This window comes from Vibrio sp. Y2-5 (assembly GCF_014596725.1).
GTDB lineage: Bacteria > Pseudomonadota > Gammaproteobacteria > Enterobacterales > Vibrionaceae > Vibrio.
Map to the genome: position 1 here is coordinate 48,142 of NZ_JACVEG010000003.1, position 26,072 is coordinate 74,213.

Annotated in this window: 22 protein-coding genes and 1 riboswitch; of the genes, 12 read left to right on the top strand and 10 right to left on the bottom strand. The window is 43.4% G+C overall.

Annotation, left to right across the window (positions count from 1 at the left end; translation table 11 throughout):
* The first annotated feature begins 8 nt into the window (after positions 1-8).
* Positions 9-491 (top strand): YajQ family cyclic di-GMP-binding protein, encoded by a 483-nt coding sequence (locus HUO09_RS09525; RefSeq protein WP_188233823.1) that lies wholly within the window; start codon positions 9-11, stop codon positions 489-491.
* A 79-nt stretch (positions 492-570) separates the two neighbouring features.
* Here the strand turns inward: HUO09_RS09525 and HUO09_RS09530 are convergent, their stop codons facing one another.
* Positions 571-1,305: a chromosome partitioning protein ParA gene (locus HUO09_RS09530; protein ID WP_188233824.1), complete on the bottom strand. Its 735-nt coding sequence runs from the start codon at positions 1,303-1,305 to the stop codon at positions 571-573.
* A 274-nt stretch (positions 1,306-1,579) separates the two neighbouring features.
* Positions 1,580-1,738, bottom strand: coding sequence for a hypothetical protein (locus tag HUO09_RS09535; protein WP_167411845.1), 159 nt, complete (start codon positions 1,736-1,738; stop codon positions 1,580-1,582).
* A gap of 305 nt (positions 1,739-2,043) precedes the next feature.
* A riboswitch (glycine riboswitch) is annotated at positions 2,044-2,142 on the top strand.
* Positions 2,143-2,240: 98 nt separating this feature from the next.
* On the opposite strand from HUO09_RS09535, the gene HUO09_RS09540 reads away from it, so the two are divergent.
* A complete protein-coding gene (locus HUO09_RS09540; RefSeq protein ID WP_188233825.1) occupies positions 2,241-3,608 on the top strand; it encodes a sodium:alanine symporter family protein in 1,368 nt (455 codons plus the stop codon).
* Positions 3,609-3,676: 68 nt separating this feature from the next.
* Here the strand turns inward: HUO09_RS09540 and HUO09_RS09545 are convergent, their stop codons facing one another.
* Together HUO09_RS09545 and HUO09_RS09550 are read right to left on the bottom strand one after the other, a co-directional pair.
* The gene (locus HUO09_RS09545; RefSeq protein ID WP_188233826.1) at positions 3,677-4,315 is read right to left on the bottom strand and encodes a LysE family translocator; all 639 of its coding nucleotides are present in this window, start codon (positions 4,313-4,315) and stop codon (positions 3,677-3,679) included.
* An 82-nt stretch (positions 4,316-4,397) separates the two neighbouring features.
* A complete protein-coding gene (locus HUO09_RS09550; protein WP_188233827.1) occupies positions 4,398-5,753 on the bottom strand; it encodes an 8-oxoguanine deaminase in 1,356 nt (451 codons plus the stop codon).
* A gap of 344 nt (positions 5,754-6,097) precedes the next feature.
* Here HUO09_RS09550 and HUO09_RS09555 point away from each other — a divergent pair, with 344 nt between their 5' ends.
* Together HUO09_RS09555 and HUO09_RS09560 are read left to right on the top strand one after the other, a co-directional pair.
* Positions 6,098-6,991 (top strand): DMT family transporter, encoded by an 894-nt coding sequence (locus HUO09_RS09555; RefSeq protein WP_167411849.1) that lies wholly within the window; start codon positions 6,098-6,100, stop codon positions 6,989-6,991.
* 305 nt (positions 6,992-7,296) lie between these two features.
* Complete coding sequence (locus HUO09_RS09560; protein ID WP_188233828.1) at positions 7,297-8,778, top strand: carboxypeptidase M32; 1,482 nt, start codon at positions 7,297-7,299, stop codon at positions 8,776-8,778.
* A 43-nt stretch (positions 8,779-8,821) separates the two neighbouring features.
* Here HUO09_RS09560 and HUO09_RS09565 read toward each other — a convergent pair whose 3' ends face one another.
* Positions 8,822-9,736, bottom strand: coding sequence for an AraC family transcriptional regulator (locus HUO09_RS09565; RefSeq protein WP_188233829.1), 915 nt, complete (start codon positions 9,734-9,736; stop codon positions 8,822-8,824).
* A gap of 104 nt (positions 9,737-9,840) precedes the next feature.
* On the opposite strand from HUO09_RS09565, the gene HUO09_RS09570 reads away from it, so the two are divergent.
* The gene (locus tag HUO09_RS09570; RefSeq protein WP_223159379.1) at positions 9,841-10,575 is read left to right on the top strand and encodes an SDR family oxidoreductase; all 735 of its coding nucleotides are present in this window, start codon (positions 9,841-9,843) and stop codon (positions 10,573-10,575) included.
* A 195-nt stretch (positions 10,576-10,770) separates the two neighbouring features.
* Here the strand turns inward: HUO09_RS09570 and HUO09_RS09575 are convergent, their stop codons facing one another.
* Both HUO09_RS09575 and hrpA read right to left on the bottom strand, forming a co-directional pair.
* Positions 10,771-11,253: a porin gene (locus HUO09_RS09575; protein ID WP_167411852.1), complete on the bottom strand. Its 483-nt coding sequence runs from the start codon at positions 11,251-11,253 to the stop codon at positions 10,771-10,773.
* Between the two features lie 99 nt (positions 11,254-11,352).
* The gene (gene hrpA / locus HUO09_RS09580) at positions 11,353-15,282 is read right to left on the bottom strand and encodes an ATP-dependent RNA helicase HrpA (protein WP_188233830.1); all 3,930 of its coding nucleotides are present in this window, start codon (positions 15,280-15,282) and stop codon (positions 11,353-11,355) included.
* A 183-nt stretch (positions 15,283-15,465) separates the two neighbouring features.
* Here hrpA and HUO09_RS09585 point away from each other — a divergent pair, with 183 nt between their 5' ends.
* The 3 genes from HUO09_RS09585 to HUO09_RS09595 all read left to right on the top strand — a co-directional run bounded on the left by HUO09_RS09585 (position 15,466) and on the right by HUO09_RS09595 (position 17,172).
* A complete protein-coding gene (locus HUO09_RS09585) occupies positions 15,466-16,053 on the top strand; it encodes an FMN-dependent NADH-azoreductase (protein WP_167411854.1) in 588 nt (195 codons plus the stop codon).
* 207 nt (positions 16,054-16,260) lie between these two features.
* Positions 16,261-16,623, top strand: coding sequence for a hypothetical protein (locus HUO09_RS09590; RefSeq protein WP_188233831.1), 363 nt, complete (start codon positions 16,261-16,263; stop codon positions 16,621-16,623).
* Between the two features lie 102 nt (positions 16,624-16,725).
* Positions 16,726-17,172, top strand: coding sequence for a TerB family tellurite resistance protein (locus HUO09_RS09595; protein ID WP_167411856.1), 447 nt, complete (start codon positions 16,726-16,728; stop codon positions 17,170-17,172).
* Positions 17,173-17,231: 59 nt separating this feature from the next.
* Here the strand turns inward: HUO09_RS09595 and HUO09_RS09600 are convergent, their stop codons facing one another.
* Positions 17,232-17,762, bottom strand: a complete 531-nt coding sequence (locus tag HUO09_RS09600; protein WP_188233832.1) for a 3'-5' exonuclease — start codon at positions 17,760-17,762, stop codon at positions 17,232-17,234.
* A 310-nt stretch (positions 17,763-18,072) separates the two neighbouring features.
* On the opposite strand from HUO09_RS09600, the gene HUO09_RS09605 reads away from it, so the two are divergent.
* The 4 genes from HUO09_RS09605 to HUO09_RS09620 all read left to right on the top strand — a co-directional run bounded on the left by HUO09_RS09605 (position 18,073) and on the right by HUO09_RS09620 (position 24,662).
* Positions 18,073-18,705, top strand: a complete 633-nt coding sequence (locus tag HUO09_RS09605; protein WP_167411858.1) for a DUF2760 domain-containing protein — start codon at positions 18,073-18,075, stop codon at positions 18,703-18,705.
* The gene (locus tag HUO09_RS09610) at positions 18,705-20,609 is read left to right on the top strand and encodes an Hsp70 family protein (RefSeq protein ID WP_188233833.1); all 1,905 of its coding nucleotides are present in this window, start codon (positions 18,705-18,707) and stop codon (positions 20,607-20,609) included. Before HUO09_RS09605 ends, HUO09_RS09610 begins: the two co-directional genes overlap by 1 nt.
* A gap of 206 nt (positions 20,610-20,815) precedes the next feature.
* Positions 20,816-23,632: an Hsp70 family protein gene (locus HUO09_RS09615; RefSeq protein ID WP_188233834.1), complete on the top strand. Its 2,817-nt coding sequence runs from the start codon at positions 20,816-20,818 to the stop codon at positions 23,630-23,632.
* 481 nt (positions 23,633-24,113) lie between these two features.
* Positions 24,114-24,662 (top strand): hypothetical protein, encoded by a 549-nt coding sequence (locus HUO09_RS09620; RefSeq protein WP_167411861.1) that lies wholly within the window; start codon positions 24,114-24,116, stop codon positions 24,660-24,662.
* A 110-nt stretch (positions 24,663-24,772) separates the two neighbouring features.
* On the opposite strand, the gene HUO09_RS09625 is transcribed toward HUO09_RS09620, so the two are convergent.
* Positions 24,773-25,000: a hypothetical protein gene (locus HUO09_RS09625; RefSeq protein WP_167411862.1), complete on the bottom strand. Its 228-nt coding sequence runs from the start codon at positions 24,998-25,000 to the stop codon at positions 24,773-24,775.
* Positions 25,001-25,161: 161 nt separating this feature from the next.
* Positions 25,162-25,941 carry a GNAT family N-acetyltransferase gene (locus HUO09_RS09630; protein WP_223159380.1) on the bottom strand — a complete coding sequence of 260 codons (780 nt, stop codon included), beginning with the start codon at positions 25,939-25,941 and terminating at the stop codon, positions 25,162-25,164.
* Between the last annotated feature and the right edge of the window lie 131 nt (positions 25,942-26,072).

Here is a 26,072-nt window from a genome sequence, read left to right on the forward strand (position 1 = left end):
AACTTAACATGCCTTCTTTTGATATTGTTTCTGAAGTCGATACTGTAGAACTACGCAACTCTGTAGATAATGCCGTTCGTGATCTTGCGACTCGCTTTGACTTTCGTAACGTTGAAGCCAGTTTTGAACTGAAAAATGAAACAGTGAAACTGACTGCTCCTGACGATTTCCAAATCACTCAGATGATGGACATTCTGCGTAACAATCTCGCGAAGCGTGGTGTTGATCCGCGTTCTATGGAATCGAAAAAATCAGTACCGTCAGGTAAAACTTGGTCTAAAGAAGTGGTTTTCAAACAAGGTATTGAGACCGATTTAGCGAAGAAAGTCGTTAAGATTATTAAAGATGAGAAGTTAAAAGTTCAAGCTTCCATCCAAGGCGACAAAGTACGCGTTACTGGTAAAAAACGTGATGATTTACAAGCGGTGATCGCTTTCCTACGTGGTTCTGAATTGGAACAACCATTCCAATACAACAACTTCCGCGACTAATCATTCGTTGTCCACAATAAGTTGATGAAAAAACCAGCCACTTGGCTGGTTTTTTATTTGCCCATTTTTCTATTCGAATTTAAAGCCCGATCTCTTCTGAAAGAGCTTTGATTTGCTCTAAGTCCATCTGATGTATTCTTAGCATTTGATCGATTTGGCTAATTCTCGAACTCGCAGCATCCTGTTTATCACATGAATCTGAGGTCGCATCCCACGACTTTCCTTCTAGATAAACATCACACTCTTTTTTCAATGTTTTTAGCTTTGGAACCAATTCGTCACGCTCTTTCTGTAACGCTTCAACTTCTTGCTTAATTTTCAGTTCTTGCTGGAATAACTCGCGAGAGCGCTCTAGCATAGTTGTTTGCATGTCTGACTGGCGATTTAATCTGGCATTTTGTTGTTCGGTTTTATCCAACTGCGCTTTTTGTTCTGCAATTTGTGCTTCCAGAGACATATTCACTTTTTCCAGCTCAGTCAGCTGAGATTCAATGCTGGCAATTTTTTGTTGATGTTTCTGTTCTTGCTCTTCCATCGCCGCTGCTAGCTGCTTATCAAATTCTTCTTTAGCATTGACCTTATTCTTCTCTTCTGTCTCTGCTTGTTCTGTTTTGGTTTCTTGGTTCTTCTTATATTGAGTTTCAAGAACTTGGTATGTCTTTTCCCACTTAGACGCCGTTACTGAAGAGCCAATCAGCCCTCCGAGTGCCAAGCCCAATACGGCGGCTACAGCTATGTAAACAACACCCTTTTTATCACGCTGCTCGATGACGACAACATCATCATGATCATCATCTAAATCTGTTTGATTCATTTTTTACTCCCAATATACCTAAGTAACCTCAAAATGCTGGTTCAGCGAGAATTTATTCGCTCTTAAGCAAAGCACTGATTTGAATCCATAGTTATTAATCAGTAACGCAGTATAAGAGCGAATAAAACTCGCCCTTAGGGAGCTCATCAACGAGTCCATTCCTGCGCTAAATAACGTTGAAAGGAAATGCCATTCCTACCGTTATTTAGCTTGACCTGAACGCTTTGACGAAGATCTGAATTCTGCATCTTGAAGTCACTTAGGTATACAAACATCAGCGGATCAATTCAGCAATAACAACTGTCACAACGTAGATGACAAACACAGAAACTAAGGTTGTGACAATCCACTTCTGAAATTTTGCGTTTGTACCGTAACGGATTAACAGAAAAGCCAGCACCACCAGTACAGCGATAGCAATTAATCTGTTCATGGATTCCTCCAATTTGTTGACTAGCTTATATCACGTATTATTGCCCATAAAGTCATGGGAAAGTATATAAATCCGTAACTTGAACCACAATGTTACATTAAATTGATCTAGTGCGTGACATCACATTTTGATTTCGCTAATATCGCCAACGCAAATTATCCATTCACATGGATAATTGTTCCAATGAAGACTGCAGGAGAGAGGTTATTAATCTAATAATAAATTGTTAGATTAGTGTTACCCGCCGAAGAAGTGAATCTTTCAGGTGCTTTATTCCGTATTTGGAATAAGCGAGGACTGTAGTTGGAGGAACCTCTGGAGAGAACCGTTAAATCGGTCGCCGAAGGAGCAAGTTCTGCGTTTAGCAGGGTGAAACTCTCAGGCAAAAGGACAGAGGAGTGAAAGGCACTATTGTATTCGTTGCTTCTTACGTGGCGGATCTATTTATATTTTTATACCCTTTCTCTCTTCTCCTTATGTGTTATTTTTTTAAGGGGAATTCATGACAAACCTTCAATCACTACTACAATCAATCGACAATTTTATTTGGGGTCCACCACTTCTGATATTACTTGTTGGTACAGGTATCTATTTCACATTTCGTTTAGGCTTACTTCAGTTTCGCCATCTACCAACTGCGTTAAAAATGGTCTTTTCCAAAGACAAAAACTCAAACAAAGAAGGTGATGTATCCAGCTTTGCTGCATTGTGTACTGCCCTTTCGGCAACAATAGGCACGGGTAATATCGTTGGCGTAGCAACCGCTATCAAAGTTGGTGGCCCTGGTGCACTGTTTTGGATGTGGCTGGCTGCGGTATTTGGTATGGCGACTAAATACGCCGAATGTCTACTTGCTGTGAAATATCGTAAAACCGATGCAAATGGTCAAATGGTCGGTGGACCAATGTATTACTTGCAATACGGTGTTGGCTCTAAAGCTCTAGCCATTTTGTTTGCAGTGTTTGCTCTGGGCGTCGCCTGCTTTGGTATCGGGACTTTTCCTCAAGTAAACGCGATTTTAGATGCAACACAGATTTCATTTGGCGTATCACGAGAAGTTACTGCCGTTGTACTGACACTGCTTGTGGCGTTCGTCACTATTGGTGGTATCCAGTCCATTGCAAAAGTGGCGGGTAAAGTGGTACCGACAATGGCGGTATTCTACGTTGTTGCTTGCCTGAGCGTGATTATCACCAATTCCGATCAACTGCTGAACGCGATTGAACTGGTTCTGGTCTCTGCTTTCACGTCAACAGCAGCAACAGGTGGTTTCCTTGGTGCAAGCATTATGCTGGCTATCCAGTCAGGTATCGCTCGTGGTGTATTCTCAAATGAATCTGGTCTTGGTAGTGCTCCAATGGCCGCCGCCGCAGCAAAGACAGACTCTTGTGTACGCCAAGGTTTGATCTCCATGACTGGTACGTTCTTCGACACCATTATCATCTGTACAATGACGGGCTTAGCGTTGATTCTTACTGGCGCATGGCAAACAGAATTGGCTGGTGCAGCGATGACCACTCATGCATTTGCAGTTGGTTTAAATGCGAACACCCTAGGTCCAATGCTTGTGTCTATCGGCTTAATGTTCTTCGCGTTTACCACCATCTTAGGCTGGAACTATTATGGTGAGCGTTGTGTTGTGTACCTATTAGGAACCAAAGCCGTTCTGCCATATAAGCTAATCTTCATTGCTCTAGTAGCATCAGGCGCTTTCTTACATTTGGATATGATCTGGATTTTGGCGGATATCGTGAATGGTCTGATGGCAATTCCAAACCTTATCGGCCTGATAGCCCTTCGTCACGTTGTGATTGAAGAGACGAAACGTTACTTCGCAGCACAAGTTGACTACTCAAAAGCCGTCGCTTAATCAATCGCTTCTTACCGGTAAAAAAAATAGCGCCTTCTTGGCGCTATTTTTTTACCAATCAACTTGAGCTAAACCGTTTCTTTTTCAAATAACAATTTAATCCCTAAAGTCACCAACACTACACCTGTCGTACCTTCCATCCAGCGCATAAAAGACGCATTTTTAAGTAAGTTCTTCGCTGAGCTTAACGCTGCCGCCAAACCGCATTGCCAAATCATCGCAATCACAAAATGAATCGCCGCCATCAATAAAGATTGAAGCAAAGGAGAATGCTCAGGATTAATAAACTGTGGCAAAAATGCCAAGTAAAATACCGCCGTTTTCGGATTGAGTACGTTAGATAAAAACCCTTCGCGCAGTGAACGTTTCAAGTTCAATTCTGAATGAGTTGCGACTGCAACATTAAGCCCTTGTCCAGAAGCCATTAGCGCTCTCAAACTAGATAACCCCAGCCAAATCAAATAAGCCGCACCAATCATTTTCACAAAATGAAACAGCTCCGCAGACTGAGCCAAAATCGCCGAAATACCGATTGCCGAAAAGGTAGCGTGAACAAACAGTCCCGTACAAATCCCTAAGCTAGTAGTACAACCATCCACGAAACCCGCACGAGAAGTGTTACGGATAACCAGCGCGGTATCCAATCCAGGAGTAAGAGTCAGAATGGTAATGGCAATAAGAAAAGCTTCGAAATTTTGGATGTACATTATCAATCCCTGATGAATTATGAGATCTTCGTTATACAACAAAGACCTCATACTGTCTCTATGACTTTACATAAAAGAATAATTATTTAGCGAGCTGTGCTAAGCGTTTAGCGGCGGCTGCATGTCGCTCAAGAAGACGAGGCATATCAACCCCTACAACTTCACCATCCAACACTCGCCATTGTCCTGCGACCATCACTTTATCCGCTTGCTGAGCGCCACATAGTAAAAGTGCTGCTAACGGATCATGACTACCTGAGAAACGAATATCGTCGAGTTTGAACATGGCAATGTCGGCCTCTAAACCAATCTCCAACTCTCCAATATCATTACGCCCCATAGCCGCTGCTGAACCCTTCGTCGCCCAACGCAATGCATCAAAATGTGTCACTTTAGCTGAACCGTACTGAAGACGTTGTAAATACATCGCCATACGAACTTCAGCAATCATATTTGAGCCATCGTTAGAAGCAGACCCATCAACACCCAGCCCGACTTTCACTCCAGCAGCTTCCAGTTCTAAGTTCTTACACATTCCTGAAGCGAGCATCATGTTGGAAGTTGGACAGTGTGAAATCCCTATCCCAGCTTTACCAAGTCTGAGGATTTCTTCTGAGTTGAAATGGATCCCGTGCGCAAGCCAAGTTCTGTCATTGAGCCAACCCACATCTTCTAAGTAATCCACTGGCCTTAATCCGAAACTTTGAATGCAAAAGTTTTCTTCATCTATGGTTTCACACAAGTGAGTATGCGTCATCACACCGTCGCGTTTTGCGATACGAGCGGTTTCCTTCATTAGGTCGGTCGTTACAGAAAAAGGAGAACACGGCGCTAACGCAATTTGCGTCATCGCACCATCTTCAGTTTGGTGATATTTGCGAATTAATCGTTCGCTATCATCAATGATGGCCTGCTCTTTTTGTATTGTCTGCCTTGGTGGCAGGCCGCCTTCGTCTTCACCTAAACTCATTGAACCGCGAGTGAAGATTGTCCGAACTCCCAATTGTTGAGCAGTCTGAACCTGTATATCAATAGCATGTTCAAGTCCTGCAGGAAGCAAATAATGGTGGTCTGATGCTGTTGTGCATCCTGAACGCATCAATTCCACCAGCGCTAATTCTGTTGAGACACTGTGCATTTCATCGTCTAAATTTGCCCATACGGGATAAAGGCTTTTCAGCCAATGAAACAACTCTTTATTCAGAGCGGTTGGATAAGCGCGAGTTAATGTTTGATAGAAATGATGATGAGCATTAATGAGCCCAGGGGTGACAACATGACGCGAAGCATCAACGGTATGATCATAAGAAATTGAAGGTGAATCGTTTAAAGCAACCAGTTCAACAATTTTGTTTCCGCGAATTACTACTCCACCACGAGCATCGTTGGTATTCCCTGTATAAATCGCGAGAGGATTCTTAATCCAGATAGTTTGCATTCATAAATATCCTTAGCCGTTTCAACCATTTCAGGGGAATCGGACTTCAATTTGTTGCCATAAGACATTACTACGACAACGGTTTATATAGTTAGTGAATTGCCAGTTAATGTCACAGGCTCTGTTTGGTTACCCCTTAAAGGAAAAAGGCTTCTTTTCGTCAGAAGTCGTCCTTAAAGGTTTAAATACAATAACCAATAAACCCGTTTTGAGAAACATTTTTACCGTTTAGTGTTCCACCGTGCTAATGAGAATGAATAACACTACAGAAAATACGCGACAACGCTTACGTGTAACGATAAAGTATCGTCCTAATTCTGCTTTTAACTAAGTCTCCTTTTATTATGCAAACCAACCCGTTACTGACGATCCCCGTTGGCGTCCGTTTTATGTTTCTTTCTGCTCTAGGCTTTTCCTTGATGACGGCCAGCGTAAAAGCTGTGCACAAATATGGCATTCCTGTATTTGAAATCGTTGCGGCAAGGGCATTGGTCTCTTTTGTCATTAGTTACGCTGATGTAAAGCGTAAACGCATTTCAGTTTGGGGCAATAATCGTCCTTTATTGTTTCTTAGAGGTGCTGTAGGTACTTTTTCACTGATCTGTGTCTACTACTCAGTGACCTCACTACCCTTAGCGGAAGCAACCATTCTTCAATACACCCACCCTATTTTCACCGCATTATTAGCCGTGTTCTTTCTGAAAGAACGCATTCAACCGGCAACCTTGATATGTATAGTGCTGTGTATATTGGGTTTATATTGCATTCTTCTACCAGAGCTAAACGGTTCAACTGAAGTCAACCTTCCTGCATTCAGCGTGATCGTTGCCCTCATTGGCGCTTTTGGTAGTTCTATCGCTTATGTCATTGTACGTAAGCTGAGCCAAACGGAAGACAGTTCGGTCATCATCCTATACTTCCCAATGATCGCTACTCCCATTTCATTTCTGTTGGTATGGAATGATTTCGTATGGCCTGATCTTCATTTAACCTTTATGTTGATTATGATCGGCGTATTTACTCAGATTGGTCAATATGGCTTGACCAAAGCAATGAAAACACAAGAAGCGGGTAAAGCTTCTGCGTTCTCTTACGTTCAGATCGTCATTTCAATCATTATCGGGCTAGTGTATTTCGACGAAATTCCGGCTATGTGGACTTATGTAGGAGGCGCACTCATCGTAACTGGCGCACTGATCAACGTGTTTGGTCAACGTATTGGCCTGCGTAAAGCCTAGGCATTGATTGAATCTATACGGATAAAAAAGTCGCCCAGTAAGGCGACTTTTTTGTTTCAACTTTGAGCTTACGCTTCAACAGGTTTACGCCAGTCATCAAATCACAAATGGAATCTGAAGTGCATGCGCCAGACGTAATCAAGTCCTGTGCTTGCCCTTCTCTTGAGATATAAAGCGATATCCTGCCTAAAAATAAGTAACTTTCTGCTTAGGAAGCAATAAGCATACAACAACTTAATTTGGTGATTAGATTTTCCCTTGGTACACTTTCTTAAAATTTCTTTAAGGATAAAGGTACACTTTCTATGAGTGCATTCAACACCTTAGTACAACATTTTAAAACCATTTCTCACTTCAGCCACCTATCAGCTATTTGTGGTTGGGATCAGGCTTCAATGATGCCAAACGGTGGAGCTCAGGCTCGATCTGAAGCAATGGCTGAACTCTCAGTTCATATTCATAGCCTGATGACTAAACCACAACTTGAAGAGTGGTTTGCGTCTGCCGCTTCTGAATCTCTTAATCATCAACAGCTATCTACATTAAGAGAAATGAAACGCCAATGGCAGCAAGCGAATGTACTTCCAGAAAGCTTAGTTCAGGCTAAATCTCTTGCTGGATCTAAATGTGAACACGCGTGGCGTACTCAACGTAAAGAAAACGACTGGGTAGGCTTTGAAAAGAACTGGGCAGAAGTTGTTAAGTTGTCTCAAGAAGAAGCCGCAATCAGAGCTGCTGCAACGGGCCTGACACCCTACGATGCGATGCTGGATATTTATGAACCAGGCACAACGACACAATCACTCGACGTGGTATTTGATGATGTCAAAAGCTGGCTGCCAGCCTTAATTGATGCGGCAATAGAAAAGCAGAAATCTGAACAGATCATTATGCCTAATGGTCACTATGCAACAGAGAAACAGAAGGCGCTCGGTTTAGATGTTATGAAGTTACTTCAGTTTGACTTCAACCACGGCAGACTCGATGAAAGTGTACACCCATTCTGTGGTGGTGTACCAAGTGACGTACGTATTACAACCCGCTACAGCGAAGAAGAATTTGTTCAGTCGCTTATGGGGATAGTGCACGAAACCGGTCACGCTCGATATGAGCAAGGACTACCGAAATCACTAGCAGGAAATCCTGTTGGCGAAGCCCGTTCTATGGGCATCCACGAATCTCAGTCGCTGTTTTTTGAAATGCAGATTGGTCGAAATGAAAACTTTATTCACCACCTCGCTGGCTTAGCAGCTACCCATTTTAAAGACAGTGATAAAAAGGTTCTTGAAGTAGAGAACATGAAAAAACTCTACACCCGAGTGAAAAGAGATTTTATTCGCGTCGATGCTGATGAACTCACCTATCCTAGCCATGTCATTTTACGCTACGAGATTGAGCGCGACTTAATGAATGGCAAGATAAAACACACCGATGTGCCAGAACTTTGGGATGCAAAAATGCAGTCCTACATAGGTCTAAGCACAAAAGACAATTACAAAAATGGCTGCATGCAAGATATCCATTGGACAGATGGAAGCTTTGGGTACTTTCCTAGCTACACATTAGGCGCAATGTATGCCGCACAATTTATGGCTGCAATGAAGAAAACTGTGGATGTAGGTAGCGTGATTAAATCAGGTGATTTAACCCCTATTTTCACTTGGCTATCAGATAACATCTGGAGCAAAGGCAGCTTATTTACGACTGACGAATTAGTAAGACAGGCCACTGGTGAAACATTGAATGCCACGTATTTTAGAAAACACCTAGAAGGGAGGTATCTGTAGTTTCATCGGGATTTAGGGAGGGAATTTGTTCCCTCCCTTTTGTTTAAAAGGAGTTATTATTTTTAACTTTCCCCGTGGGTGAATGGCCAAAGACTTTTTTAAAGGCATACCCGAAAGCACTTTCTGATGCGTACCCTACTGCTTCGGCAACGGTTGCTACTCTTTCACCTTTGATAAGTTTTTTACGAGCAACTTGCATACGCCACCTAATTAAATATTGAAGTGGTGGAATACCAACACAGGTTTTAAAGTGTTCTGAAAATGCTGATCGCGACATCCCTACTTCTTGAGCAAGACTTTCGACCGTCCATTTACGATCTATTTGGTTATGCATTAAGTGTAATGTAGCGGCTATTTTAGAATCTCCCAACGCGCCAAGCCAGCCAACTTGATTGTCTTTACTCGAATGATGTGATGAATAAGCCCTCAGAAATTGTATAAGCAATATTTCGGCTAAATATTGACGCATTAAATCGAAACCAAACTCCGACGTTTGTAGTTCTTGGTCAAGAATTTCGATTGTTCTTTTCAAGGTCCGAGCCGTTGTCTGGCTTGTAGGGATTAAGAAAAAATGAGGTAAAGCGTCAATCAAGAGATCTGCATTCGCTTTATCTAATTCGAAACTAGCTGCAAGCAATACAGTATCAGAACCGTTGTAATGTCCAACATTGGTATGTTGCCAATCAAATACACTGGCCGACTCCAACGGAGGAAGTATAGGGTCGCTTGCAAGTGTGTAGGATGGAGAATGGCACAGCAAAAAGGTATCACCCACCGACATCCAAACAGGCGCTTTATCGGCCTGAATCATCCAGCAGCCTCCAGATAAAACCGTGACCAATTTTATAATATCTCTTTGAGGTAGCCGAAAAGACCAATCCCCACCGGCTTCAAGTCGAGTGCAGCGAGCGGATTTCAAATCTACGACCGCAAAAATGTCTGTCAGTATATCGAGCATAATTTGGATGATTTAGATGAATAAATGGATATATACGCTATATGGTATTTATTGCTCGTCTATATAGTCAATCACTTCCGTAAAATATGTTGAGAGGCTATCTGATGAGCATTGAAAATAAAGTTGTAGTTATCACTGGGGCAAGCAGTGGTATCGGTAGAGCAACCGCCATTATGCTGGCGAAACAAGGTGCTAAGTTGGTATTAGGAGCAAGAAGAGAAGCGCCTCTTAAAAAACTGGTTAATGAAATTTTCGCTTACTCTTCAGATGTGATTTATGCGTCAACCGATGTGAGCAATAGAGAGGATATGCAGTGCTTGGTTAATTTGGCCTGTTCGAGGTTTGGTCGGCTTGATGTGTTAATTGCTAACGCAGGGGTTGGGCCAATCTCATCGATAGATGAATTGCGAGTTGAGGATTGGGAGACGATGATAGATATCAATCTTAAAGGCTATCTTTATGGTATAGCGGCCGCCTTACCTATTTTTAGAAAACAAGAAACAGGTCATTTTGTCAGTGTTATTTCTACATCAGGACTTAGGGTTGTGGCTGGCCAAGCAGTGTATGCTGGGACAAAAAATGCCGTTCGAACGATTAATGAAGCGTTGCGCATAGAGGCAGGAGAAAACTTGAGAGTGACTGGAGTTTCGCCTGGCTTTGTGAAAACACAGTTTACGGATTCAATGACAGATCCTGTCATGAAAGAGAAAGTCAAAGCCGCTATGGATATGATGGGTATGTCGCCTGATGCTATTGCAAGAGCAATTATCTTTGCTATTGATCAACCAGATGATGTTGATGTGGGTGATATTGTTGTTCGTCCAACAGCGCAAGCATAGAAGTTTATAAGCATTTGACCTAGATTCTCTGGGGTTTGCTAATTATTAGTTGGTTAAATATGGGTTACAAATACTGAGTGCTATTGCGTTAATCCTGTAAGTTACTTTTAGCACGAGACAGTAGACGTAAAAAAGCCAGCCTCAAAGGCTGGCTTTTTTATATGTGCACTATCAGACTTTTAGAAACTATCAGACTTATAGGAAGTGGAAAGTCGCATTTAGTGAGAATGAGTTAATGTCTTCTTTGTCTAGTGTGTAGCTGTTGTAGCTAGCACCAACAGAGAATGGACCCATGATAAAGTATTCAGCGCCTACTCCGTACATGATATCAACACCATCATCGATCTTAGTACCGTTTTGATCTAAGTCCCAAGAATGTAGGCCACCTTTCGCGTAAACGTGTAGTGGACCAAAATCAATGCTTGGTTTTAATGCGAAGTAAACTGAGCTAGCAGTTTGGTCATTGCCAGCGCCGAAATCGAAATCACCGTGCTTTGTATAACCCGCTTCTACACCGATAAATGGCAGAATACCTGTACCAGCGTGTACGTTGTAAGAAGTACCAGTTTTGCCTTTAAAGTCAGACTGACCAACAGTTGCACCACCGTAAATCCATGAATCAGCGAACGCTGTTGTTGAAGCTCCGATAAGAGCAATTGCTAATAGAGTCTTTTTCATAATAAACCTTCTTTAATAACGTGAGGCAACAGTCCCAAATTTGGCGTTCCGTTGCCACGTGGCGCCAAATTATAGTGATTTCATTCAGCTATGCAAATCTTATACCGAACAAGCATCTATAGCGTTCTTAACCCGCTTATCCGAGACAGGATAAGGCGTCCCGAGTTGTTGCGCGAAGAAACTTACACGAAGTTCCTCAATCATCCAGCGAACTTCTTTGATATTCTCCGGCAATGCCATTCCCTTCGGTACTTTGTTTAGTAGCTCTTTGTAATCATTACGAATCGATTCCACTTTAAGCATATGCAGACGATCTTTATTCGGATCGATCGGCAATTTCTCTAAGCGGCGTTCGATTGCCTTCATATATCTCAAGATATCCGGTAGTCGCTTCCAGCCACACTCTGTTGCAAAGCCCCTAAATATCAAGCCTTCGATTTGCGCTTTTACATCGGATAATGCAAATGCCATCGTGAAGTCAACTTTACCTTTCAATCGTTTATTGATATTGAATGCCATTGTCAGAATCGCTTCAACTTGCTTCGCAATATCAACCACTGTGTCACCCAATTCGGCTCTAACAAACTCCTTCTGAGACTCGAACTCTTCTGGTGTCCACGCTAATCCACCACGTTCTTCAAGTAACTTATCAATACCGCATGCAATGCAGTCATCAATTAAGTCCATCACTTTACCAAACGGGTTGAAATACAATCCAAGTTTAGACTTATTCGGCAAGTTGGAGTGGAGATATTTAATCGGTGAAGGTACGTTCAGCAAAATCAAACGGCGTTGACCTTCGCGCATCGCACTGATTTGTTCTTGCTCAGTTTCAAACAGCTTAATTTCGACACTGTCCTTCTTGTCGACCAACGCAGGATAAGCCTTAACGTCAAAACCACCACGCTTCTGTTGATACACTTTGGGTAATTCACCAAAAGACCAAGTATGCAAACCCGATTGTTCGATATCATCATCAGCAACCTGAGAAAGGGTTTCTTGTACTTTCTCTTTTAGACTCTCTTTCAGCTCGTAGAGATCTTTGTTCTCTTTAAGTTTGCGATTCCGGTGGTCTACCGCTCTAAAGGTGACTTTCAAGTGATCAGCAACTTGCGATAAGTTCCAATCATCTCTCAACACCTCTACACCTGTCATACGGCGTAGCTCTTTTTCCAATGCGTCAAGCAGAGGCAGTTCCATCGCATTTACCCGTGCCAAGAATGCGTCTGCATAGTTAGGTGCTGGTACGAAATTCTTACGCAAGGTTTTCGGTAATGACTTAATCAAACTCACGATCAGTTCATGACGCAAACCCGGTATCTGCCATTCAAAACCTTGTGGTTCAACTTGGTTTAAGATCGGCAGAGGAATATGAACTGTGACACCGTCACTATCTACTCCCGGTTCAAACTGATAGCTCAGCTTGAGTTTCAGTCCATTCTGATACCAGAAGTTCGGATAATCTAAATCTGTAATATGACTAGCATCGCCTTTGAAAAGCATCTCTTTTTCAAAGTTCATCAGCTCTGGCGATGTCTTGCTGGTCGCTTTCCACCAAGTGTCAAAATGACGACCAGAAACCACTTCTGTACCAACACGCTGGTCATAGAATTGGAACAAGTCTTCATCATCGACCAAGATGTCACGACGACGTGACTTATGCTCCAGCTCTTCCACTTCTTGCAGTAACGAGCGATTGAGTTTGAAGAAGCTGTGTTTGGTCTCCCATTCACCTTCAACAAGCGCACTGCGAATAAAGATTTCACGGCTCAATACCGGATCAATAGTACCGTAGTTCACTAGGCGCTTAGGTACGATTGCAATGCCGTAGATCATCACCTTCTCGTACGCCATTACCGCAGCACGTTTCTTTGACCAATGCGGTTCACTGTAGCTGCGTTTGATTAAGTGTTTCGCCAGCGGTTCAATCCATTCAGGCTGGATCTTCGCCACGATACGCGCCCAGAGCTTGGACGTTTCAACTAACTCCGCTGACATCACCCATTTAGGTTGCTTCTTAAACAATCCAGAGGCAGGGAAAATATTGAAGCGAGCATTTCGCGCACCCTGATACTCATTTTTCTCAGGATCTTTGATACCGATGTGCGATAACAACCCCACCAAAATAGCGGTATGAACGCCTTCATAACTGCCAGGTTCGTCATTGAGCTTATAATCCATTTCGCGCATTGACTGATGCAATTGGAAATAGACATCCTGCCATTCACGAATACGCAAATAGTTCAGATAGTCTTGCTTACACTGACGACGGAACTGGTTACCTGTTAACGCTTTCTGCTGCTGCTTGATGTAGTCCCACAAGTTGACGAAAGTAAGAAAATCCGACTCTTCATGATGGAAACGGCGATGTTTATCATCAGAGGACTGCTGCTTATCACTTGGCCTTTCACGAGGATCTTGTATAGAAAGCGCAGAAGCAATAATCATCACTTCTTTTAAACAACCCATACGTGGTGCTTCTATAACCATACGAGCCAAACGAGGGTCAATCGGCAAACGAGCCAGTTTTCGACCCACTTCTGTAAGCTGCTTACTGCTGTTTTTCGACTCTTCTTTAATCGCACCAAGCTCTTCAAGCAAACGTACACCGTCTAGAATGTTGCGTTTATCTGGCGCTTCCACAAATGGGAAGGCTTCGATATCACCCAGACCAAGAGCGGTCATTTGCAGAATAACGGACGCTAAGTTGGTACGAAGAATTTCAGGATCGGTGAACTCCGGACGCGAGTTAAAATCTTCCTCGGAGTACAGACGGATACAGATCCCCTCTTCCACACGACCACAACGACCTTTACGCTGGTTGGCGCTCGCTTGAGAAATAGGTTCAATAGGAAGACGCTGAACTTTAGTTCGGTAACTGTAACGACTGATACGCGCCGTACCCGGATCAATCACATACTTAATACCCGGTACGGTAAGCGATGTTTCCGCCACGTTGGTCGCCAATACAATTCGACGGCCAGCATGAGGTTGAAAAATCTTATTTTGTTCACCTGCTGAAAGGCGAGCATACAAAGGAACGATTTCAGTATCACGAAGGTTACGTTTCGACAGCGCATCCGCCGTATCGCGAATTTCGCGCTCACCGTTCATAAAGATAAGAATATCGCCTAAGCCTTCATCGCAAAGCTCTTCTACTGCTTCAAAAATGCCTTCAAGCTGGTCACGTTCGCTATCTTCGTCGCTCGACAATGGACGGTAACGAGTATCCACCGGATAGGTACGTCCAGAGACTTCAATGATAGGTGCATTGTTAAAGTGATTTGAGAAACGCTCAGGGTCGATCGTTGCCGAAGTAATGATGACTTTCAAATCAGGGCGACGCGGCAACAATTGTTTCAAATAACCGAGGATGAAGTCGATATTTAAGCTGCGCTCGTGCGCTTCATCGATAATGATGGTGTCATATTGGTTGAGAAAACGGTCGTGCTGAATTTCAGCCAGCAAAATACCGTCTGTCATCAATTTAATTTGAGTTTGATCGGAGATTTGGTCGTTGAATCGGACTTTGTAACCGACAAAGTTACCCAATTCGGTTTCCATCTCTTCAGCAATACGGGTTGCGACCGAACGAGCAGCAAGACGACGCGGCTGAGTATGGCCAATTAGACCATATTTGCCTCTGCCAAGCTCGGCACAGATTTTAGGTAGCTGAGTGGTTTTACCTGAACCTGTTTCACCAGCAACGATAACCACTTGGTTCTCTTGAATCGCTTTTGCAATGTCGTCGCGCTTTTGGCTGACGGGCAGAAGCTCTGGATATTCAATAGTGACTTTCTGGTTGATTCGCTGCTGCACAACCATCATGGATTGCGCGATATCTAAAGCGATTTCATCAAACACGGCATGACGAGCGGCATCTTTTTTGATTTTACTTGCGCCCGAAATACGCTTGCTTAATCGAAAGCGATCTTTCAGCAAACATTGCTTCAGTGCCTTCTTAAGAGATTCGGCACTGTTCGCTTTTGCTGAGTTATTCGTTTCTGTATTTGGCTGTGACTGAGTCAAAGCGTTTACCTATTCTTTTAATTAACAAAACTGCGCGGATTGTACCACAGAGTGCAGTCAGGATTGGCAATTCCTCTTATTCAATTTTTTTGAATGAGTCATGCAAATATTCCTGCTTTTTATGTGTCCTACCTCTCACTATGATGTAACCATCAATGTGATACCTCCAGTAAAGGAAAAATTATGTCTCAAGTACTTGCACTTAAATCCAGCATCCTTGGTGATTACTCTCAATCAAGTAAACTGATTGATGCTTACCTAACCAAATTCGATCAAGACAAACTTGTTGTTCGTGATCTGGCTGCTTCTCCTCTTCCAGTACTTGATTTATCAGTAGCGACAGCTCTTCGCGCTACTGATGATCTGACTGCAGAACAAAAAGAAGTTGTAGAACTTTCAGATGCGCTTATCGCTGAAGTCAACGCAGCAGATACACTTGTTATCGCAGCACCTATGTACAACTTCACTATCCCTACTCAGCTTAAAAACTGGTTTGATTTGATTGCTCGCGCTGGCGTGACATTCAAATACACTGAAACAGGTGTACAAGGTCTAATTGAAGGCAAGAAAGCAGTTGTTATCACCACTCGTGGTGGTATCCACAAAGATTCTGCAACTGACAACGTGACGCCTTACCTAAAAACAATTCTAGGTTTTGTTGGTATTACAAACGTTGAGTTTGTATACGCAGAAGCCCTAAACATGGGCGATGAACCAGCGGCTAAAGGGATTGAATCAGCACAATCTCAATTAGAAGCTATCGCACTGTAATACCGAATACTACGACATAGCCAGTAGTCCATAACTCAGTGCATTCAAAGCAGTCCATCAAGGGCTGCTTTTTTATTGGCACAACTTAATTTGGACAAAATTAGTGGCACGCCCCACATTTATTAAGAGAATGAAGTTAAGAATACTTAGTTTTCATGACGTTTGGCCGTTAATATACGCAGACAGGAATACCAATAAGACCACATTTTGAAAGCATCAGAACTTAAAGCGTTACTAGACTCACTTCCACAAGACTTCGACCCAGATATCGTAATGGGTGAAGATTGGCTGCCAGAACGCCTGATTAATACCCGTATTAATGACGATTTCTTGTTTCTGGAGTTCGACAATGCTCCTGAAGAAGATCAAGGTGATGAAGAAGGTCGCGGATTTGTCGAACATGAAATTGAGATGATCCGTAGCCAAATTGAAGCTCTCCTTCGAGAAGAAGACAAAGGCATTAAAACCAAAGCAGAAATGTTGCTGACTTTACTGGTGATGGCACATGAGCGTACCAGTTCAGAATTTATTGAATTGATTGAACCTTTTGTCTCCGATGACGATTACTGATCTTCCCTTTCTTGCTGATTTAGCGAAACCTGATTGAACTGTTTGGCTTAAAATCGGTCTTTAAAATAATAGATGTAATATATAAATGAGTGAGATTTCATTATGTTCAACGCTATTACCTCGTTGTTTAAACAGTTACTTGATGGACAAGATCTTAGTCAACAAAAGCACAGTCCAAATCTTGCGATAGCCTGTTTATTAAGTGAAGTCGCAGGCGCTGACTACCAAACTGATAGCAAAGAGCAGGACGCAAAACTGCATCTGGTCCAACGTTTATTGGGACTGGATGAAGCCGAAGCTGAATCTTTAGTCAACAAAGCAGATGAACAGATTAAACAATCAGCTTCACTGTACGATTTTACTTCGCAATTACGCGATCTTTCACAAGAAACACGCTTTGAACTGATTAAAGCCATGTGGGAAGTTGCCCATGCTGATGGCGAAATTGACCCGTTAGAAGATGCTGTCATTCGCAAAGCCTCAGAACTGCTCTACGTGGATCATAACCAGTTTATTCGCGCAAAACTGATGACGGCAAATAAACAGTAAACCTCAACAGATACAACTAAGGGCACCTTAGTGCCCTTAGTCTTTAAATGTTTACCGATTTACAGCATGGTTAATGCGAGCTTCGCTAAGTTGTAGGCATCCACGTAACCAGAGTGCTGGCGACCTTCCCACTCAATACCTTTTCCTTCTTGAGCAGCACGGTGACCAATACGTTTATCCTTCATTCGATTTTGAATGCGAAAGATAGTAGCGAGATTAAGAAACTCTTTAAACGGAACCTCAATCCCCTTTTGTTGGCACTCTTTGATTAAGATTTGATCATCTCGTCCCCAAGACGCGTAAATCTTATGTGGGCCACCAAAATTCTTCACCATCGACTTTAAAACCTCAGCCAATGGACGACCTTGCTTCTCTATTTTTCTCGGCGTAATACCCGTTAGCTCGGTGCAAAACAATGAAATTTCGTCATGTTCAGGTTTCACGTAATACTGAGCGCGTTTTACGATTTCGCCTGCTGATAAATCAATTTCGGCCAGTCCTATTTCAATGATCTCGCCAGTCGTGCCCACTCCGTTTTCATTCCAGCAGCACATTTCCAAATCGAAGCAAACAACACGGTTATAGTTCATTGGTAAATCTGGTCCTATGTTCTAAAAATGAAAAGCCGCTATGTTACCTTAACAAATACGAAAACTCGACGCTCAAACGTAATTTAGCCTTTCTAAGCCGTCCCCAACGGGCTTATTTGCTTACTTATCCTGCAAAGGTGTTTAAAAGATGGTCTATTGAACGAGATTAATAGTGAGAAAACCGCATTTCTGTAAGCCTTAATCCTTGAATATGGTAAGATTCGCCCCTATTTTTTTGCTAACTTTTATGTATTCGTGCAGTAATTTTGCTCAACATTGTCTGCATTCATCCATCTATAGAGAATTCATCATGAACTTCGATTTAAACGCCATTCCAACCACTTTCGATATCCTTCATGCTGGTTTAGCCGCGTCTAGCGTTCTGCTTCTACTTATTGCCGTATCTCGTAAATCCAAAGTGGTCGAGAAAGTGGTTGAGAAACCAGTAGAAAAAATTGTGGAAGTGGAAAAGCCGGTTGAAAAGATCGTTGAAGTGGAAAAAGTTGTCGAAGTGGAAAAAATCGTCGAGAAAGTGGTCGAAGTAGAATCAAAACTGGCAACAGCCAATACAGACTCTGCAATGCAATTACTGTCTCTGTTGCAACAGGAAGCGCGTCTTATTGATTTCCTGAAAGAAGATGTGACAAGTTTCTCAGACGAAGAAGTCGGTGCCGCCGCTCGTGTAATCCACGCTGGTGGTCAAAAAGTGTTAAAAGAGTATGTTTCTTTGTCTCCTGTACGCACTGAAGACGAAGAGACTCGTATTACACTGGAAGAAGGCTTTAATGCTCAGCAAGTTAGATTGGTAGGTAATGTTTCTGGCTCTGCGCCGTTCACTGGCACTCTAATTCATAAAGGTTGGAAAGCGGACTCTATGACGCTGCCAAAACTGGCTGAAAACTACGATGCTTCAATTATCGCTCCAGCAGAGGTTGAGCTGTAATGGAACAAAACGCAAAATTCAGTATTGGTATCGACCTAGGTACTACGCACAGTGTGCTCGCTTACGTTGATACGCAAACAGAGAGCCCCGCGGTTAAAGTCATGGGCATCGCTCAAATGACAGCACCGGGTACCGTTGAAACTCGAGAACAATTAGGTTCATTTTTATACCAGCCGCATGAACATGAAATGTCCGATGCTTCCAAAAAGCTGCCGTGGACAGATACACCACCAGCTCTGGTTGGCGCAATTGCGCGTAATCTTGGTGTGAAAACGCCGATTCGCCTGATTGCTAGTGCGAAATCTTGGCTGTGTCATGGTGGCGTGAACCGTCGCGATGCGTTTCTGCCTCAAGGTAGCCCTGAAGATGTGGCAAAAGTTTCGCCACTACGTGCGACGGAGCTTTACTTAGAGCACATCAAGCAAGCTTGGGATCATGAGCACCCTGCTCACCCAATTTCAGAGCAAGATGTCACCATTACTGTTCCTGCATCGTTTGACCCTGCAGCACGAGACCTTACCGCAGAAGCGGCACGTAATGTGGAATTTACCCATTTAACTCTATTGGAAGAACCACAGGCGGCACTTTACAGCTGGATTAATAACAGCAGTGATGCTTGGCGCAATGAAGTGTCAGTCGGTGAAGTGATTCTGGTGGTTGATATCGGCGGCGGTACAACTGACTTATCTTTGGTGGAAGTAACCGAAGATCAGGGCAACCTTTCACTGAACCGTATCGCGGTTGGTGAACATATTTTGCTGGGTGGCGACAACATGGATCTTGCGCTTGCTTACCGTCTGAAGATGAAGCTTGCTCAAGAAGGCAAAGAGCTCCAACCGTGGCAAGTACAGACGATGACGCACGCTTGTCGCGATGCTAAAGAAGCGCTTCTGAAAGATTCTGAACTGCAATCTGTGCCGATTGTAGTGCCAAGCCGCGGTTCTAAATTGTTGGGCGCGACGCTAAAAACGGAATTAACCAAAGAAGAAGTACAGCAAACATTGGTTGATGGTTTCTTCCCGCAAGTCGCTATCACCGATCACCCTGTTCAAAAAACTCGTGGCGCTCTGACTCATATGGGTCTGCCGTATGCACAAGATGCCGGTATTACTCGTCACATCGCCGCTTTCTTGTCAAAGCAGGCTGATGCTCAAGGACACGATAACAGCGCTCAGGGCTATGGTGAGCCTGCGCCATTCAATATGGCGGGGATTCCGGGCATGTCTGCGCCGGTGGCAAATTTCATCAAGCCAAACGCAATTTTGTTTAACGGTGGTGTACTTAAGTCTGATCTGTTAGCTAACAGACTGTTTAATACCATTAACCAATGGCTAAGCGGCTCGCAAGCTCCTGAGGCAAAGCGTCTTTCTGGCCTTGACCTAGATCTCGCTGTTGCAAGCGGCGCAGCATACTACGGTAACGTGCGTCGTGGACAAGGTGTTCGAATTCGTGGTGGTATTGCTTCAGCTTATTATGTCGGTATTGAAAGTGCTATGCCTGCTATTCCGGGCATGGCTCCACCAATGGAAGCTCTTTGTGTCGCACCATTTGGCATGGAAGAAGGTTCACATGTTGAAGTCCCAAGCCAACAATTTGGTCTTGTGATTGGTCAACCGGTTCACTTCCAATTCTTTGGTTCAACCACTCGCCGTGATGACATTGCAGGTACCCACCTTGATTATTGGGCACCAGAGGAACTGGAAGAATTGCCTGAAATTCAACTCACACTGCCTGTTTCAGAAGGTCGTCGCGAAGGTGAAGTAGTTCCAGTGACTCTTGCTTCACGCGTTACAGAGTTGGGTACTCTTTACCTCGAAGCCATTGCAGCGGATAACGGCCAAAAATGGCATGTTGAATTCGATGTAAGGGAATCAGGCGAAGATTCTCAACAGTCACAACACTAACGTTTAAACGGCATCCCTAGCGATGCCGTTTATCTATACCCAAACTGCCTGAAGTTGCAGGTAGGCGGCAAGTGAGCGAATCCCCATGACCACAAATTACCATGCGTGATTGGGGTGAACAAGCGTATCCCCTATACCAAAACATAAAGCGCTGCAACTTCAAGTAGGAAGGGTATATCTGAATATATAACGAGGTTTCTATTATTATGGCAACACCGCGTTTTCTTGTCGGGATCGATTTAGGTACCACTAATACAGTGGTCGCATTCTGTGAACTGATGGATGATCTCGAACATGCCGCTGTAGAACTCTTTCCTATTGATCAGTTAATAGGTCCCGGTGAAGTGGTTCGTAAACCACTGTTACCTTCATTTAGATACCACCCTGCACCGGGTCAAATTGCAGCAAGCGATTTAACTCTTCCTTGGGATAATCAACCCGTCGAAGGCGACAGCAAACTCGCTATTATTGGCCAATGGGCAAGAGATTTAGGCGCAAAAGTCGAAGGTCGACAAGTCTCCAGTGCCAAAAGCTGGTTGTCTCATCCAAGCGTGGACCGCTCTGAAGCCATTCTTCCTTGGGCTGGTGCAGCCGATGTCGAAAAAGTCTCCCCTGTTGTAGCAAGCGCCAGTTATCTCAACCACATCCGCCAAGCGTGGAACTACCGACATCCGAGTCATCCTCTGGAAGCTCAGGAAGTGGTAGTCACAGTTCCAGCCTCATTTGATGAAACCGCACGAAACCTGACCTTAGAAGCGGCGAAGCTGGCGGGTTTAAACAACATCATTCTGTTAGAGGAACCACAAGCGGTTTGCTATGACTGGTATTCGCGTCATAAAGATTCCGCCAATCAACAACTATCTGAAGTTCCATTGATTTTGGTCTGCGATGTGGGTGGTGGTACTACCGACCTGAGTTTGATTGAAGCGAAGTTTGAAAGCGGAGAGCTGACTTTAAATCGTATTGGCGTTGGTGAGCACCTAATGCTTGGTGGTGACAACCTCGACCTAGCGCTCGCTCATTTAGCAGAAAGCCGATTTAATCAAAGTAAGAAGCTCACTGCGGCGGGATTAACAAAGCTTATTCAGCAAACCCGACAAGCGAAAGAAAACCTGCTCTCCAGCAACGCTCCAGAGACGGTGAAAATCACCATGTTGGGCAGCGGTTCAAAACTGCTTGGCGGTACAAAGAGTGTCAGCTTAACCAAACAAGAAGTCCACCAGATTGCTTTAGATGGTTTCTTCCCTGTGTCTGACTTCTCCGAACTGCCAAACAAACGTCGTAGCGCGATGATGGAGTTTGGTCTGCCTTATGTCGCCGACCCTGCTGTCAGTAAACACGTAGCAGAGTTTCTTACTCAGCATCAGCAAGTGTCCAAAGCGGCACTAAACGAAACTGAGCTTAGCTCCCCTTCAATCCCTGTTGGTCTATTGCTAAACGGTGGTGTTTTTAATAGTGATTTGATTACAAACCGCATGATGAACCTTCTTGGTCATTGGCGTGGCAAAGCGATTACCCAGCTGGACAACCCTCATCCAGACTGGTCGGTTGCTTTGGGCGCGGTGGCTTTTGCCAAAGCACGCCGTGGCGCACAACTGAAAATCGGTGGTGGCTCAGCTCGCTCTTACTTCCTTCACTTGCAAGAAAAAAACAGCATGGGCAAAGCGCTATGCTTGTTGGCGAAAGGAACGGAAGAAGGCCACGAAATTCGTCTAAGCAGTCGACGTTTCTCGCTAACGCTAGGTATGCCTGTTCGTTTTAACCTGCTTACCTCAACGCACGATCAAATAGCTGACAACACCAAAATACAAAATGGTGTGCTCGTTGAGATTGATGCAGATAAGTTCCAACCTTTGCCACCTTACATCACTACGTTACAGGGTGACGATGATGTTCAATTACAGGCAAACCAAAAGCAACGCGAAGAGGTGTTTATTGCTTGCCAGTTGACCGAAGTCGGCACATTGAAAATGGAGTGTGTATCCACCAGCGATGAGAACAAACGCTGGCTGATGGAGTTTGAAGTGCGTAACAACAGTCAAACTCAGAACAATGAAGAATCAGAAAAGCCGAATCCAAAACTTGAACAGGCGAAAACACTGGTGACGCAGATATACAGCGGCAATAAAAACAGCGCTGATAGCAAAGCCGTGAAAACCTTGAACAAAGATCTGGAGAAACTGCTGGGTAAGCGTGACGAGTGGGATTTTTCCGTTTTGCGTTCCCTATTTGATACTTTGGCACAAGGAAGAAAACGTCGTCGTCGCTCTGAACAGCATGAAAAGAACTGGTTACGATTAGCGGGTTTTGCATTGCGCCCAGGTTTTGGTGATGCCACAGACAGTTGGAGAATCGAACAGATTTGGGGTTTATACCAACAAGGTATTCAGTTCCAAAACCACCAAAGCTGGAGCGACTGGTGGGTATTCTGGCGTCGCATCGCTGGGGGATTAAACCAAGATCAACAAGAGACACTACTGGCAGATATCGCTAAGTATCTGCATCCGGGAGCTTCGCGTAATCCAAAATCTCAGCAAGAAGCGCAGGATAAAGGTTACGAAGCCATGGTTCGTTTAGCCGCCTCTTTAGAACATCTGGATGTGGAAGATAAGGTGCTGTTGGCGACTTGGTTTATTAATAAAGCTTTGAACCAAACTCAGTTTGAGCAAGCTCATTGGTGGGCTGTCGGCCGTCTGTTGTCTCGTACGCCTCTGTATGGCAGTGCGCACAATGTCGTTGCTCGTGAGCAAGTTCAGCAATGGTTACCAAAACTGCTAGAAAAAGACTGGCTGAAAGAACCAATGATCGCGTTTGCAGCAGTAATGATTTGCCGTAAAACGGGTGATAGAACACTGGATATCTCAGACGACTTTAGAACTTTGGTTCTTGAGAAACTCAAGCAAAGCCGAGCGCCTGAAGCTTGGGTACAGTTGGTAGAGAATGTCTGTGATCTCAGTGAAACGGAGTCTAAACGTATTTTTGGTGATGCGCTACCCCATGGTTTAACGCTCATTTCTCACTAAGAAAATCTAAACTGAAGCCGTCTTAAACGTCTCGTTAAGCGGCTTCAGTTTTTTGAAAATCCCGCCTTTGTTAAAACAAACCATGCTTAAACTCTCTTTGTTCGTTCATTTATAACTATATTTTCTTTCAATTAGGCCAAAAAATGCGCATTTTTAGACTCGCATTTGAGCTATAAACCGTTGTAGAATGTGCGCCCTCGCCGCCTAAGTGTCTAAATCACCACAAGCGGCGAGAAATTCTCTTGCTTGATTTGAATTTGCAAACCATCGAGACGTTGCTGAACGAAATCACTTGGCGAATGTGATTTGCCTATGTGAATACCATCAACCTTATTGCAGATTCAGTTGAGAAGAGTATAAGTTGATTTACACTCAAACGAGTTCAACCCAAGGTGTAGATCGTTTTCGATACCTTATATTCGAAATGGCAATAACTTTCGTATTAACTTCTTACAGCATTACTTAAAGATCGTGAAAGCCAATGAATCAAGATAAGTTTACTAACGTTTATCGTCTGCCGGGTTCTATTCAGGTTCGTATTGCCAAATGGCAAGCGACGTTTCGTGGCACCTCGGATATTGTGTTGCACAAAGCACTCATCGTTCGAAACAAGCAATTCCAAAAACCAGATTTTCTACCCAGAGGCTGGTGCCTGACACCTTTCTCTGAAGACGATATTTCTATCACTCATCATGGCAAATACATTCAAACAACTATGCTCACCATGATTGATAAGAAAGTGTCGTACAAACGCGTTTATTTGTCTCGCGTACCTCTTGAACAAGCAGAGCCAGCTTTACGCCAGTACAAAATAGAGTGGATGCGTAAGTACAACGATATCGTCAACAAATATAATAAGATTAAGAAAAAAGAGTTAATGGTTCACGCATGGGAGGAAGTAGAAACGCTTTATCCTTCTATCCCTAAAGCGCAATTTGATAAGAATTTATGGAATAAACTGGTGATCTCTCAGTTTGGTCCAGAGCGCAAATATTCTAATCCGTACTATGTAAAGAAAGCTGATTTTTAGCTTTTACTGTCTGCATACAAACTAAGCATAGTTCCCAAATACTTAAGGCTCATGTGAATTCACATGAGCCTTTTTGTTTTTAACATATTAAGCGTTCAAGCTTTGATTGATCAGTGTTGAACACCTGATGGATTAGAACCGAAATCAGATTGTTGATAGATATCGGCAAGGGATTTGTTTTTGTGCTTTGTGGTATGACGTCGAGTACGTTTAGGTTCAAACTCTTGCTCGACATGTTTGAGTGTGGCTTCGTGTTCCTTAGCCATTTCTATGAATTCAGGGTTAGACATCGCCTCTTGGCGTAGGCGGTTAATGCGTTCCAATGTTTCTAACAACATAAGTTACCTCCTCTAGCACTGTTTATGTATACAGTATAGATAAGGTTACACAATTGTCAATAAAACACTGGTTATTAACACAGTAATTGTGCTTTGCCTCTTACTTTATGATCTTTAAGGATCCTTAACTATTCATGCAGTAAATATTTGTTTTAAATACATTAGTTAATGTCAGGGTGTCGATAAAAATACGGTGTTGTTTTGGCGATTACTTTAAAACCATATCGCTCCACAATAGGTCGACTCATTTCAGAGGCATCAATATACAAATAGTGTTTCCCCGCAAGGATTGAGTCTCTGATGCGCTGCTTGAGTAATGCTTGATAATGCCCTCGTCCGCGATGAGTTTGAACCGTACTTCCGCCCCAAATCCCAGCGAATGGCGACGTATCACTGTTGAAGATCACCCATGCAGAAGCGACGGGCTGCTCACCATCATAGATAACATAGATGCGGATGTTTTCAGGGCGTGTTTGTTTAAGGTTTAACAGATGCCAAAAGTAGCCACTGCAATCTTCACCAGTTTGGGATTGCTTCACTGCAATTGCATCACGAATGCCAAATTCATCATTCGCTTCTACACACCGGGTCTGAAGCTCTGGGACTGAATCATAGACACGAAGATCCAAAACCATGAAAGACTCTGGTTCTTGTTCGTAAAAGCCTTTGTTGAGAAGCGTGCTGTCTATATCGCTTGGTTTATCGAGGTCATAGACTTTCCACTCAAAGTTTTTACCTAAACGGTAGAAGTATTCCATTTGTTGATCGATAACTTCAGACGCTTTTGAGCTATCTAATTTAAAATAAGCAATAAAGCTCCCATCCTCATCAGGAGAGACCACTCTCACAAGCGTATTATCCGAATAAATTTCCCAACCCGGTACGTCAATATTCATACGTTCATAGCAGTTAAATTGAGTCATGATGTCAGTCGCGTTCAAGGCATTTCCTCTCAAAAACAAAATTTAAGGCGTCTAAGTTCAATTGACCTAAGTTAGTGCGCGGCATTATCTACTTAGTTTTCAATAAGTGTTAGTAATTTCGAACCTACACGTATTTTCTTATTTTAATT